Genomic DNA, 13,088 nt, shown 5'->3' with positions numbered 1-13,088 from the left:
ATCAGGAGCGGCGAAGACGCTCGGGCTGGGTGATGATCCAGCCCTTGTCGCGTTGCCCGGCGATCACGTCGACTGGCGCGTGGCAGTGGAATTGCAGAAGATCCCCCAGGGTGGAGAACCCCTGCTGCTGCAGGCGCGGCATCATGCGGAAGAACAGCTCCGCCGTGACGAGCGCATCGCCGAGCGCCGTGTGGCGGCCGTGCAGGTCGATCTGGTAGATGGCGGCCAGCGATTCCAGATCCCACTTGCCCAGGGCCGGGTTCAGCAGCGACGCCAGACGCAGGGTGTCGATGAAGACCAGATCGTCCCAGGGCTGTCCGTGCCGCTGGCATTCCGTGCGCAGGATGGTGAGGTCGAACGAGACGTTGTGCCCCACCACGACCCGGTTGCGCACCAGGCGCTGGAAACTGGCCCATACCTCGGGGAACGCCCGCGCGCCGTGGACCATCTCATCGGTGATGCCGTGGATCCTCGTGGAGTCGGGAGGAATGGGCCGGCCCGGATCCACCAGGTCGTCCAGCAGGCGATTGCGGTAGAGCCGCTTGCCGTGGGCGCAAACCGCACCGAGCGCCACGACATGATCGACACGCACATCGAGGCCCGTGGTCTCGGTGTCCATGATCAGGATGGGCAGGTCGTCGAGGCTCATGTCGAGGGAGATCTCCGTGCGGGCCGGCGGGACCTCGTGCAGCTCGAGGTCGAATTCGACGCCTGGCCGGTGGCGAGCGAGTTCCAGGGTCGGAAAGATGATGATGGCGCCCTCGTCATTGGCCAGCGCCGTCACCCGTCCTTGCAGCGCGACACCGTCCAGGCGCTCGAACAGTGCCTCCACCGGGCCGTCCGCCTGGCGTGAGCGGGCCATGGCCGCCAGCACGGTGTCGCGGCTGAGGGCGGCGAACAGGGATGTTCCGACCCGGGCGCGCTCGGCACCCAGCAAGGCGCGCGCAGCTCCGTTGAGCAGGCTCACCTGGCCCTGGTCAGTCATGACGACCACTCCGCTGGCGAGTGCGCCCAGTACCGCGACCAGGCGACGGTCGGGACCGTGGCGCTCGCGGGTGACCTCATCCTGATAGAGGGCCAGGGATCCCAGCATGGCCTCGATCTCGGGCGCCATCTCGCCGGGTAGCTGTTTCGGGAGCGCGGCCTCGCGGTCGGCCACCACGTTGAGCACTGCGGTGCGGATGTCCTCGAGCCCCTTGCCCAGGGCGTCGGCGGCCCACCACGAGCGCAGCCAGAGGGGGATGGCGACGCAGAAGGCGGCCGCTCCCAGCATCAGGGCGAGGATGTTGACCGGGCGGCGGGCGGCCAGGTCGGGGAGCATCACCAGGGCGCCGGCGACCGCGCAGACGGCGGCCCAGGCCAGGGATCGTTTGATGAGTTGATGGGCCGGTTCGCGCATGATGTCGATATTATAGGCGATCGGAAGCGTATCCAAGGAAGGAGTTGTCTCCTCCCTTTTAAGCGATCCCCATCGGTGCTAGAGTCGAGGGGTCCGGTGTTTTCGCCCAGTCGCCAACCGGGACGGAACCATGGCTCTCCGTCATCATGTTCGTAAGCAGCGAGGCAGTGTGAGCCGCCGCCGAGAGCAGCGCGGTTCCGGGGTTCCGGCATCATGACCGCCGACATCCGTGAATTCATGCAGCAATACCATCCGCTCAACCTGCTCACCGAGGAGGAGAGGCAGCGGGTGGTCGACACCATGGACACCCAGGCCTTCGCCATGGGGACCAGGATCCTGGCGCAGGGCGGTACGACCAGCGGTTACCTCTACCTGGTCGCAGCGGGCGAAGTCCAGTTGGTGCGCAATGGCGAGGAGGTCCAGGTCCTCGAAGAGGGCGATTGCTTCGGCTACCCCTCCATCATCAACAAGGCGGCGCCGGCCTTCGACGTGATCGCCCGGAACGACATGATCACCCACCGTCTACCGGCCGGGGTGTTCCAGGCACTGCTGCAGAATCCCCGCTTTGCCGAGTTCTTCCTCAAGAACCTCGGTGAGCGGCTACAGAGTCTGACCAGGCGTGGCTTCGCCACACCGGGCGCCGAGCTGACCACCGCCATCGGCGCCCTCATCAGGCGTCCGCCGGTGACCGTGAGTTCCGCGGCGACCGTCGCCGATGCCGCCCGCCTCATGCGGGACGCCCACGAGGACGTGGCCATCGTGGAGGGCGATGCGCCGGGCATCGTCACCGATCACGATTTCCAGGCCAAGGTGCTCGCCGAGGACCAGGGGCCCGATACGCCCATCGTCGACATCATGACCCGGCCGATCAAGACCCTGCCGGCCGACATCCCCGTCCATGGCGCCCTGCTGTTCATGCTCGAGGAACGCATCCACCATCTGCCGGTCACCGGCGAGGACGGCATCATCGGCATCGTGTCGGCCACCGACCTGCTGCGCCACCAGACGAGCAATCCGGTGTACCTCATGCACCGGCTCGATCACCTCGACGACCCCGCGTCCCTGGTCTCGTACAGCCACGATGCCGCCGCCATGGTGGGACACCTCTTCAACGGCGGCCTGAAGGTGGACGAGATCGGCCGCATCCTGGCCAGTCTCAACGATGCGCTCGTGCGCCGCCTCTGCCGGCTCGCCGAGGAGGACCTGGGCCCGCCGCCCTGCCCGTATGCCTGGCTGGTCTTCGGATCAGAGGGGCGTATGGAGCAGGCGCTGCTCACCGATCAGGACAACGCCCTGGTCTACGCCGACGATACCGACGCGGCTCGCCGCTACTTCGGCCTGCTGGCGGAACGGGTGGTCCAGGATCTCGTGACGGCAGGATTCCCGCTCTGTACTGGCGGCTGCATGGCCACCAACTGGCGGAAATCCCTCGACGCGTGGCAGGCCACCCTGACCGAGTGGATCCGCGAGCCCACGCCCGACAACCTCATGGTCTCCTCCATCTTCTTCGACTGCCGTTCGGTCGCGGGCACCCTCGCGGTGGACTCGTTGCTGGATCTGGTGGCGGGAGCCGCCGAGAACGACCTCTTCATGGCCCACCTGGCCCGGGTGTCGCTCCGCTTCAGGCCACCGCTGGGGCTGTTCCAGCGCATCCGCACCGAGGACGGCAGGGTGGATCTGAAAAAGCGGGGCCTGGCTTCCATCGTGGCCGCCGCCCGGGTTTGGGGCCTCGAGGCCGGGGCCCGCGGCCGGCCGACCAGGGAGCGTCTCGAGGCCGCCATGCAGGCTGGCGTCGTGAGCCGGGACCTCGGGCAGACCCTGGTCGAGACCTACCGGTTCCTGCTGCATCTGCGCTTGCGCCAGCAGCTGGCGGCCCTGGCCGCGGGCACGGTCATCGAGAACCACATCCCCCTCAAGAGCCTCTCCACCCTGGAGACCCGCCATCTCAAGGATGCCTTCGGCGCCGTGCAGGAGATGCAGGGTGCGGTGTCCCGCCGATACAGCACGTCCGATCTGGGCTGAGAAGACGCGGCGCGCCCAGGTCCAGGCGCGCCGCGCGGGTTTCGGAAGTGTCGTCTGCTAATGACCGGACGGCGCTCCGGAGCCCATCGGCACCCGGATGTGTTCCACCAGCTTCTGGATCTCCTCCGGCGGCGGCGCCGTCATCTTCGAGACGACATAGGCCACCGCGAAGTTGATGAGCGCACCCACCGCGCCGAACGACCCCGGCGAGATCCCCATGAACCAGTGCGCGGCGTCATCGGGCGCCATGGCGGTGCCCTTGACGAAGAACCAGCCCTTGAACCAGAAGATGTAGAGCAAGGTGCTCAAGAGGCCGGCGAGCATGCCGGCGATGGCGCCGCTGTTGTTCATGCGCTTGTTGAAGATGCCCATCATCAGCGCCGGGAAGATGGATGAGGCGGCCAGGCCGAAGGCCAGGGCCACAACCTGCGCGGCGAAGCCTGGTGGATTGAGCCCCAGCAGGCCGGCCACGATGATGGCGCCGGCCATGGCGAATCGGCTGGCGACGAGTTCCGACTTCTCGGTGATGTTGGGCATGAAGATGCCCTTCAAGAGGTCGTGGCTGATGGCCGAGGCGATGGCCAGCAGCAGGCCGGCCGCCGTCGAGAGTGCCGCCGCGATACCGCCGGCTGCCACCAGGGCGATCACCCAGTTGGGCAGGTTGGCGATCTCGGGGTTGGCCAGGACCATGATGTCGCGGTCGACCTTCACCATCTCGCTGCCCTGCCAGCCGAAGCCGGCGGCCTTGGCATCGAGGTCCGGTCCGTAGTACTGGATGCGACCATCGCCGTTCTTGTCCTCGAACGCCAGCAGGCCGGTCTTCTCCCAGTTGGTGAACCACGTCGGCACGTCTGCATACTTGATGTTGCCCTCGACGCTGCCGACCTCGCCGGTCTGGATGGTGGACATGAAGTTGAGGCGCGCCATGGCACCCACGGCCGGGGCCGTGGTGTAGAGGATGGCGATGAACACCAGAGCCCAGCCGGCCGAGGAACGGGCGTCGCGCACCTTGGGCACGGTGAAGAAACGCGTGATCACGTGGGGCAGGCCCGCCGTGCCGATCATCAAGGACATGGTGAGCAGGAAGAGGTCGAGGGTCGCGCCCTTCTGCGTGGTATAGGCCTTGAACCCGAGATCCGTACAGATGACATCGAGCTTGTCGAGCAGGAACGTCCCGCTGCCGTCGTTCATGGCGCTGCCCAGACCGAGCTGGGGAATGGGATTGCCGGTCAGCTGCAGCGAGATGAAGATGGCGGGCACGGTGTAAGCGAAGATCAGCACGCAGTACTGGGCGATCTGGGTGTACGTGATGCCCTTCATGCCGCCGAAAACGGCGTAGACGAACACGATGGCCATGCCCGCGACGAGGCCGACGGAGAAGTCGACCTCGAGGAAGCGCGAGAACGCCACGCCGATGCCCTTCATCTGGCCGATCACGTAGGTCAGCGAGGCCACGATGAGGCACAGGATGGCCACGCCGCGCGCGCTCTTGCTGTAGAAGCGGTCGCCGATGAACTCCGGGACGGTGAACTTGCCGTACTTCCGGAGGTACGGCGCCAGGAGCATGGCGAGCAGGACATAGCCTCCGGTCCAGCCCATGAGATAGACCGAGGCGTCATAGCCCTTGAAGGCGATGAGGCCGGCCATGGAGATGAACGAGGCGGCCGACATCCAGTCGGCGCCGGTGGCCATGCCGTTGAGCACGGGATGCACGCCCTTGCCCGCCACGTAGAATTCGGAGGTGCTGCCGGCGCGTTGCTTGAAGGCGATCCAGATATAGAGCGCGAAGGATGCGCCCACGATGATGAAAGTCAGGGTTCTGAGATCCATGTTGGTGTCTCCTTCTTTGGATCATCGAGAATGGAACGATCCCGAGGGCTGGTGGGCGTCAGCCCTCGTGCACACCGAACTTCCGGTCGAGAACATTCATCCGGTAGGCATAGAAGAAGATCAGGATCACGAAGGTGTAGATGGAACCCTGCTGTGCGAACCAGAATCCCAGCTTGTAGCCGCCGAGAGAGATCTGGTTGAGCTGGTCGACAAGCAGGATGCCGAACCCGAAAGACACGACGAACCAGATGGTGATGCACAAGGCCACCAGCTGGAGATTCGCCTTCCAGTAATCGCTGGCTTTCGTCATCTGAAGCCTCCTGAGTCGGAGTAGGGGGGCCATGTAGACAAGAGCAAAGATGTGCGATCTTAATTGAAAGCAGATATTTTTAGCACGAGTTTCAGACTGGCGTCAACTGATAACGGATGTCTTTGGTCGTTTATTAGCTAACACGTTGACAACGAGTTCAAGGCTCGGGTGCCGCTTCAGATGCCCTCGGCATCGGCGTCGCTCAGGGGCAGATTGGCGTACTGACCCACACGGTGCTGCCTCAGGGCTGTCCGGATCTCGGCGATGATCGACGGATCGTCGATGGTCGGCGGTGTGACGATCTGTTCCTCCACGGCCAGCCGGCGGATGGTCTTGCGCAGGATCTTGCCCGATCGGGTCTTGGGCAGTCGTCCCACCACGATGGCCGTCTTGAAGGCGGCCACGGCCCCGATCTCCCGCCGGATCAACTGCACTAGCTCGGCCTCGAGATCCGCCACGGGGATCTCGACCCCGTCCTTGAGCACCACCAGACCGATGGGCAACTGCCCCTTGAGTTGATCGTCCACGCCCACCACGGCGCACTCGGCCACGGCCTCGTGGCTGCCGATCAGCTCCTCCATCTCACCGGTGGACAGGCGGTGTCCGGCCACATTGATGACATCGTCGGTGCGGCCCATGACGAACACGTAGCCCTCGTCATCGATGTAGCCGCCGTCGGCGGTGTGGTAGTAGCCCTCGAAGGCCGAGAGGTAGCTGTCCTTGAAGCCCTGGGGGTCGTTCCAAAGCGTGGGCAGGCAACCCGGCGGCAGCGGCAGCTGGATGCAGATATTGCCGGTCTCGCCCCGTGGCACCGGCCGCCCCTCGTCGTCGAGCACCTCGACCCGGTAGCCGGGCACGGCGAAGGTGGCCGAACCGGTCTTCACGCGGTGCGGTTCCAGGCCCATTGGGTTGGCCACGATGGGCCAGCCCGTCTCGGTCTGCCACCAGTGGTCGACGATGGGAATGTCGAGGACCTGGCTCAGCCATTCGTAGGTGGGTGGGTCGAGGCGCTCGCCGGCGAGGTAGAGGGTGCGCAGGCTGGAGATGTCGTACTGGCGGCGCAGGTGGGCGTCGGGGTCTTCCTTCTTGATGGCGCGGAACGCGGTGGGGGCCGTGAAGAAGGCGCTCACTCCATAGTCCTGGATGACGCGCCAGAAGGATCCGGCATCGGGATTGCGCACCGGCTTGCCCTCGAAGAGCACGGTGGAGCAGCCATGGATGAGCGGCCCGTAGACGATGTAGGAGTGTCCGACCACCCAGCCCACATCCGACGCTGCCCAGAAGACCTCGCCGGGATTGGTGTTGTAGATGGTCTTCATGGAGTACTTCAGGGCCACGGCATGGCCGCCATTGTCGCGCACGACGCCCTTGGGCTTGCCCGTGGTGCCGGAGGTGTAGAGGATGTAAAGGGGGTCCGTAGCCGCCACCGGCACGCAGTCCACGGGCTCGGCGTTGTGCATGAGCACATGCCAGTCGTGGTCGCGACCCTCGATCATGGACGCCTCGGCCTGGGGTCGCGGGAACACGATCACCGTGGACGGGGGCGACTCGGCCTGCTCCAGTGCCGCGTCCACCAGGGGCTTGTATTCGATGACCCGGGAGAATTCCAGCCCGCAGCTGGCGGTGATCAGAACCTTGGGCCGGGCATCGTCGATGCGCACAGCCAGTTCATGGGGCGCGAATCCACCGAACACCACCGAGTGCACCGCGCCGAGGCGCGCGCAGGCCAGCATGGCGATGACCGCCTCGGGCACCATGGGCATGTAGATGACGACCCGATCGCCCTTCTCGACTCCCCGGCCCCTGAGCACCCCGGCGAACCGGGCCACCTCGTCGCGCAGCTCGCGGTAGGTGTAACGGCGCTTCACGTGGGCAGCCGAGGAATCGAAGTAGAGCGCCACCTGGCGGCCGCGTCCGTGGTCCACATGGTGGTCGAGGGCCAGGTAACAGGTGTTCATCACCCCACCCGCGAACCAGCGATACAGCCCATCGGCATCCTGGCTGAGCACCGTTTCGGGCTCCTTGAACCAGTGGATCAGGTTCATCTTCTGACGCCAGAAGAAGCGGGGATTCGAAACCGAGAGTTCGTGGACATCGCGGTAACGCATGGCTGGTCCTCCGGTCGATTCAGGGCATTCGAATAGATGACTCCCTGATCGTACAGGATTCCTCATTGAAATTGTAGACCGTTTTTGTCTGGCTGTAGGTGGGCCTCCATCGTGCTGGTCTGCGAGAATCGGGTTTCTGCCCCGGGCGGGATCATCATGCGGGCGCAGGCAGGTGTCTCCGCTTCCTCATCGCAGCCGGCCAAAACCGGGAGGCAGCAGGCAAGCAGGATTGCAACCGGTCGGCCCCGGTGTTGGCCTCATCCCTCAACCCACTCCGGATATGTGTTATCATCCACGTGGCTTCACGAACTCGCACCTTGTCGACCTCGCCCTCGCCAAGGAGTCGGGCCATGCGCCACCACGCCGCCTTCCTGTCCCTCGCGTTCCTCCTCGTCCTCGGCTCTGCCGCCACCGTTGCCGCCGAGCCGGGGGAGGCAACCTGGTCCGACGAATTCTACCGCCCCGGCCTCGATGACTACGTCCTGATCGTCCACCCCTGGCAGGACGGCTTGGTGGTGGGCGGAGCGTTCACGGTGGCCGGTCCGGTCGCCGCCGAGGGCGTGACCTACTTCGACGGCGCGCAGTGGCACGCTCTGGGCGCCGGTCTGGGCGGCATGGTCGAGTCGTTCTGCATCCACGGCGGCGAACTCTACGCCGGCGGCAATATCTACGATCCCGAGGACGGCGCCTTCCACGGGATCGCGCGCTGGGACGGCACCGCCTGGCAACCGGTCGGCACGGGCGGACCCTACAACACCGAGGCGCTCGCGTCCTACGGTGGCGACCTCTATGCCGCGGCCGAGGGCCTGTACCGCCTCGATGGCCCGGTCTGGACCCGCGTGGTGGAGACCGACGCCTACATCCACCAGCTCCTCGTCCACGATGGCCTGCTCCTGGCCGGCGGCGACTTCCACTCGGCCAATGGCATCCAGGCCATCCACATGCTCGGCTGGGACGGCGCACAGGTCCAGGTCGTCTACCAGGGCCTGCCCGAACGGCCCGAGGACCTCGTCATCTTCCAGGGCGCCCCGCACGCCTCGGGAGTGTTCGAACTGCCCGGAATGCCCGGGATCCAGTGGGTCATGGCCTGGAACGGTTCGACCTGGCTCCCGTTAGGTTCGATCCCCGCCGCACAGCATCACTGCCGCGACCTCGCCGTCGCCGCCGGCTCGCTCCACGTCATGGGCACGCGCTGGGCCGGGATCCCCAGCGAGGCCTTCCTCATGCGCTGGACCGGCAGCGAGTGGGTGGAGATCATCGAACCCGTGACCGGCGGCTATTTCCGCACGCTCTACGAGCATGAGGGTTCGCTCTGGCTGGGCGGCCAGTTCTCCGGGGTCGGCGACGTGAGCGCGCCCAACCTCATCCGCCACGACGGCGAAGCCTGGCAGGCGCCCTTCAGCGGCGGACTCGGGGTCGACGAGTGGGTCATCGATCTCGAAGTCGCGGACCAGCGGCTCTACCTCGGCGGCCTGTTCGAGTACGTCGGCCCGCTCCGCTCACCCTTCACCGCGGCCTGGACCCCGGTCGGCTGGGAGGCCCTCACGGGCTGGTACGACCCGGACGGTACGCCTCTGGAACCTTCGGATTCCTCCAACGCCTTCGCCATCGCCACGGCCGGCGATCGCCTCCTGGCCAGCGGCCTCTGGAGTGCCGGCGCCTATTATTACTACTCCGCCGAATGGTCCACCGCGGCCGGCCACTGGGTCATGGCCTCGGACACCGCCCACCGCACCTATCAGATCTGGGGCGATGACCTCTACGCCTCCACCAGCGATTACGAGACCGGCGAACGGGTCGTCCGTCAGCCCCTGGCCGGCGGCCCGTGGGAGACCGTGGGCCAGGCCGGCCCGTCGATGGCCATCTGGGCCATGACGCTCTGGAACGACCGGCTCATCGTGGGTGGCTCGTTCCACATCTTCGAGGACTGGCACTGGGACGGCCTCGTGGCCTTCGACGGCGAGAGCTGGAGCGAAGTCGGGGACGGAGTCGCGGGCACGGTCTACACGCTCTCCGTCCACGATGGCGACCTGATCGTGGGTGGCGACTTCTGGATCCCCGACACCACTATCGAGAACATCGCCCGCTTCGACGGCTCCCAGTGGCACCACCTTGGCGACCTGTCGAGCGGCCACGTCCACGCCCTGGCCACCTACGGCCCCGATCTCATCGCCGCCGGCTGCTTCCAGGACATCGACGACGCGGGCGCCCACCGCATCGCCCGCCACGACGGCGCGCAGTGGCACGCCCTGGGCAGTGGCACCAATGGCCTGGTGCAAAGCCTGGCCGTCTTCGACGGCAGCCTCTTCGTCGGCGGCGCCTTCACCGTGGCTGGCGGCCACGCCTCGAGCAACCTCGCGCGCTGGACCGACCCCACGGTGACCGCCGCACCCGACAATCCCGGACCGCTGCCCGCCAGGACCGCTCTACAGCTTCTGCCCGCCTTCCCCAATCCCTTCAATCCCGGCACCACGATCCACTTCGACCTCGGGCACGACGGGCCGGTGCAACTGGACGTCCTGGATCTCCGCGGTCGGCTGGTGCGAAGGCTGGTCCAGGGCCACCGGACGGCGGGGCACCACCAGGTCAGCTGGAACGGTCGGGACGACGGTGGGCGGGGCGTGGCCTCGGGGACCTACCTGATCCGTCTGGCGGCTGCGGGGGAGGTGGCTAGCGGCAAGTTCACGCTGGCGCGCTGAAGCGAGTCAGGGCTGCCTGGCCCTACCGGGTCGTTCCGGATCCATACAGCCAGGATTCCAGCACGCCGTCCTCGACCTCGATGTCGAGAATCGCGCAGGCCTGCCCGTAGCACCAGATGATGCGCTCGTTCTCCGCCTCGGCCAGGCCCAGGGACCGGGAGGTCGCGAGGAAGTTCCGCACGCGATCCAGCACCGCCGACCGGCTCCGCTGCTCCTCGGCCACCGACATGAGGATCTCGAGTGAGGCATTCATGGCGCGATCCAGGCGGGTGGCGATGCCGCGGTTGGGCATTCCGGGATAGAGGGTCTCGGGGTCCTCGGCGAACTTGTCGCGTGCCATGAGTTGCTGCATCTGCTCGTGCATGGCAGGATTGATGAAGATCCTGTCCAGCGGGGCCTGGAGCTGCGCCGACGCGCCGCTCGCGACCAGGGCGAGCCAGAAGGCCAGCAGTGCCGGTGATGGGTGGATTCGCGATGTCGTCATGCCAGGGACCTCTTCGTATGGGTGGCCGCCGGGTCTAGACGTGCTGATCGACGAGGATCGGGTTCCCGTCAGGATCGATGGCGAGGAAACTCGCCGGCCCCGTGGTCGACTCGTCGGCTTCGGCCACCAGCGGAACGCCTTGCGCCTTCAGCTGGCGCTGCAGATCGCGTATGTCGGTGAAGTCCTCAAGCTTGTTGGCGCTGCTGTCCCAGCCGGGATTGAAGGTCAACATGTTCTTCTCGAACATGCCCTGGAAGAGGCCGATCACGTGGTCACCGTTCTTCAGGATCAGCCAGTTCTGCGCGGCATCGCCCCCGAAGACCGTGAAGCCGAACTTCTCGTAGAAGGCCCTGGATCGTTGCAGATCGCTGACGGCCAGGCTGATGGAAAAATTGCCGAGCTGCATTGGCATTGCCCTTCTTCGTTGGCCTGTTCCCCGCGGATGTCGGCATGTCATTCCGATGGTAGCTCCATTTGTTGTTCTTCGCGCATCAAACCTGGATTAGGATCGCTGATGATCGGCTGAACCGCGCCCTCATGAATGCCAGAGGCTGCCGTCGTGCATAAGGGAAACCCGCTTCTATGTATCTTCATGGTATTGATTTGTGCCGGCAGTGGCGCGGCGCAGACAGCCGCCGATGCCTGGGACCTGTTCGTGCCGCCGCCGGACGACGAGTACGACTGGATCCAGCTTGTTTCCGGTGAATGGCTGAAGGGCGAGCTCGAGGTCATGTACGAGTACACGCTCGAATTCGATAGCGATGAACTGGATCTGCAGACCCTGGACTTCGAGGACGTCTACCAGATCCGCACCCGCAACCCGCAGAGAGTGCTGATCGAAACCGACTCCCGCGAACGGAAGGTCTTGACGGGGATCCTGGTCATGAAAGGCGACCAGGTGCTGTTGCACGACGATGGGGGCGTGGTCGAGATCCATCGGGATCATGTCGTTTCCATCGCCGAGAACACCAGCAGGGAGAAGGATCGCTGGTCGGGGTCGGCAGGATTGGGCCTCAACTTCCGGGGCGGCAATTCGAGGAGCGCCGATCTGACCGTCATCGCGAATGCCAAGCGGCGCACCACGCTCACCCGGTTCGGCGCGGATTACCTGGCCAACTACAGCAGGACGCGGGACGAGGAGATCGCGAACAATCAGCGGTTGAACGGATCATTCGATTGGTTCCTGACCGCCCGATTCTTCTGGCAGGTCCTGGGCGGAGAGTACTTCCGCGACCCGCTGGGCAATATCGGCGACCAGTTCTCGCTGCACACGGGCTATGGATATGAGCTGATTCGTACCGCGAGGACCGAGTGGCGGTCGGGGGCGGGTTTCGGTTATCAGCGTACCCGTTTCCAGTCGGTGGAGGTCGGTCAGGATGAATCTGCGGGCTCACAGTTCCTGGCCATCGGAACGGTCTATGACTATGAGCTGTCGAATCGGCTCGACGTCCTGTTCGATTACTCCATGCGTTGGCTGGACGACGCCAACGGACGCTACACCCACCACCTGCTCGCCCAGTTGTCGTTCGAGCTGATCGATGACTTCGACCTGGATGTTTCCGTGATCTGGGATCGCACGGAAAAACCAAAGGCGGAGGCCGACGGGTCGGTACCGAAGCAGGACGACACCCAGCTGGTCTTTGGGCTTGCTTACGATTTCTGAGCGCGGCGCGTCCCGCCGCAACAGGTGTCCGGCCTAGTGGTGGTGCGAGTGATCGTGACTCGAGGCCATCATCTCGGCCATCTCCTTGTTGTTGCGGTCGGCGTAGGCGTGGAGCTTGGCCACCAGCGCGGGATCCGTCGCGGTGATCAGCGTGATGTCCGCCGCGTCGCCGTCGATGGTCTCCATCTTGGCGCCCGCCATCATCAGCTGCCCGAACTCCGCGCAGGAGCCGCACATCTTGACCTGCATCGGGTTGACCGCGCCGGTCATCATGTCGTTGCCCAGCTTCTCCATGGCCTTGTTGGCGGCGTCGTAGGACTTCTCGTAGCCGGGATCGACCGTGGAGATGTACATCATGCCGTTCTCGATCCGGTGAGTCTCCCAGGTCATGTGTTCCAGCAACTCGGGATCGGTGAGCAGGTTCTTGCAGAACGCGCAGTTCTCGAGGTCGAACCAGCCGGATTCGGTGGCCATGGGATGGTCGTCGGTCGTGGGGTGATCGCCGGCCAGGGCGGGCAGCGTGAGCAGCGAAAGGGTCAGAAGAAGGGCGAAGGTCTTCATCGTTTCTCTCCT

At 65.4% G+C, this 13,088-nt stretch carries 10 protein-coding genes; 3 read left to right on the top strand and 7 right to left on the bottom strand.

Features of this window, described 5'->3' with window-relative positions; translation table 11 throughout:
• Window position 1: 1 nt before the first annotated feature.
• Window positions 2–1,435 carry a 3'-5' exonuclease gene (locus IFSED24_RS13815; RefSeq protein ID WP_491332056.1) on the bottom strand — a complete coding sequence of 478 codons (1,434 nt, stop codon included), beginning with the start codon at window positions 1,433–1,435 and terminating at the stop codon, window positions 2–4.
• 177 nt (window positions 1,436–1,612) lie between these two features.
• On the opposite strand from IFSED24_RS13815, the gene IFSED24_RS13810 reads away from it, so the two are divergent.
• Window positions 1,613–3,421, top strand: a complete 1,809-nt coding sequence (locus tag IFSED24_RS13810) for a DUF294 nucleotidyltransferase-like domain-containing protein (RefSeq protein ID WP_491332055.1) — start codon at window positions 1,613–1,615, stop codon at window positions 3,419–3,421.
• Window positions 3,422–3,478: 57 nt separating this feature from the next.
• On the opposite strand, the gene IFSED24_RS13805 is transcribed toward IFSED24_RS13810, so the two are convergent.
• The 3 genes from IFSED24_RS13805 to IFSED24_RS13795 all read right to left on the bottom strand — a co-directional run bounded on the left by IFSED24_RS13805 (window position 3,479) and on the right by IFSED24_RS13795 (window position 7,669).
• A complete protein-coding gene (locus IFSED24_RS13805) occupies window positions 3,479–5,251 on the bottom strand; it encodes a sodium:solute symporter family protein (protein WP_491332054.1) in 1,773 nt (590 codons plus the stop codon).
• A gap of 58 nt (window positions 5,252–5,309) precedes the next feature.
• The gene (locus IFSED24_RS13800; RefSeq protein WP_491332053.1) at window positions 5,310–5,561 is read right to left on the bottom strand and encodes a DUF4212 domain-containing protein; all 252 of its coding nucleotides are present in this window, start codon (window positions 5,559–5,561) and stop codon (window positions 5,310–5,312) included.
• Window positions 5,562–5,737: 176 nt separating this feature from the next.
• Complete coding sequence (locus tag IFSED24_RS13795; RefSeq protein ID WP_491332052.1) at window positions 5,738–7,669, bottom strand: propionyl-CoA synthetase; 1,932 nt, start codon at window positions 7,667–7,669, stop codon at window positions 5,738–5,740.
• Window positions 7,670–8,019: 350 nt separating this feature from the next.
• Between IFSED24_RS13795 and IFSED24_RS13790 the strand changes: the two genes are divergently transcribed.
• Entirely contained in the window at window positions 8,020–10,368 is a 2,349-nt protein-coding gene (locus tag IFSED24_RS13790) for a FlgD immunoglobulin-like domain containing protein (RefSeq protein WP_491332051.1), read from the top strand.
• Between the two features lie 22 nt (window positions 10,369–10,390).
• On the opposite strand, the gene IFSED24_RS13785 is transcribed toward IFSED24_RS13790, so the two are convergent.
• The gene (locus IFSED24_RS13785; RefSeq protein ID WP_491332050.1) at window positions 10,391–10,852 is read right to left on the bottom strand and encodes a DUF4844 domain-containing protein; all 462 of its coding nucleotides are present in this window, start codon (window positions 10,850–10,852) and stop codon (window positions 10,391–10,393) included.
• Between the two features lie 34 nt (window positions 10,853–10,886).
• The gene (locus IFSED24_RS13780) at window positions 10,887–11,258 is read right to left on the bottom strand and encodes a VOC family protein (protein WP_491332049.1); all 372 of its coding nucleotides are present in this window, start codon (window positions 11,256–11,258) and stop codon (window positions 10,887–10,889) included.
• A 153-nt stretch (window positions 11,259–11,411) separates the two neighbouring features.
• Here IFSED24_RS13780 and IFSED24_RS13775 point away from each other — a divergent pair, with 153 nt between their 5' ends.
• Window positions 11,412–12,515, top strand: coding sequence for a DUF481 domain-containing protein (locus IFSED24_RS13775; RefSeq protein ID WP_491332048.1), 1,104 nt, complete (start codon window positions 11,412–11,414; stop codon window positions 12,513–12,515).
• A 33-nt stretch (window positions 12,516–12,548) separates the two neighbouring features.
• Here IFSED24_RS13775 and IFSED24_RS13770 read toward each other — a convergent pair whose 3' ends face one another.
• Window positions 12,549–13,076 (bottom strand): hypothetical protein, encoded by a 528-nt coding sequence (locus IFSED24_RS13770; RefSeq protein ID WP_491332047.1) that lies wholly within the window; start codon window positions 13,074–13,076, stop codon window positions 12,549–12,551.
• Window positions 13,077–13,088: the final 12 nt, after the last annotated feature.

The organism is Candidatus Latescibacter sp. IFSED24, assembly GCF_058273205.1.
Note: the sequence above shows the minus strand (reverse complement) of the source record. Positions and strands in the feature narration are given on the sequence as shown.

Bases quoted from the DNA above. Each gene is read 5' to 3' on its own strand.
- IFSED24_RS13810 (WP_491332055.1), top strand. From the start codon at position 1,613: ATGACCGCCGACATCCGTGAATTCATGCAGCAATACCATCCGCTCAAC.
- IFSED24_RS13805 (WP_491332054.1), bottom strand. From the start codon at position 5,251: ATGGATCTCAGAACCCTGACTTTCATCATCGTGGGCGCATCCTTCGCG.
- IFSED24_RS13800 (WP_491332053.1), bottom strand. From the start codon at position 5,561: ATGACGAAAGCCAGCGATTACTGGAAGGCGAATCTCCAGCTGGTGGCC.
- IFSED24_RS13795 (WP_491332052.1), bottom strand. From the start codon at position 7,669: ATGCGTTACCGCGATGTCCACGAACTCTCGGTTTCGAATCCCCGCTTC.
- IFSED24_RS13790 (WP_491332051.1), top strand. From the start codon at position 8,020: ATGCGCCACCACGCCGCCTTCCTGTCCCTCGCGTTCCTCCTCGTCCTC.
- IFSED24_RS13785 (WP_491332050.1), bottom strand. From the start codon at position 10,852: ATGACGACATCGCGAATCCACCCATCACCGGCACTGCTGGCCTTCTGG.
- IFSED24_RS13780 (WP_491332049.1), bottom strand. From the start codon at position 11,258: ATGCAGCTCGGCAATTTTTCCATCAGCCTGGCCGTCAGCGATCTGCAA.
- IFSED24_RS13770 (WP_491332047.1), bottom strand. From the start codon at position 13,076: ATGAAGACCTTCGCCCTTCTTCTGACCCTTTCGCTGCTCACGCTGCCC.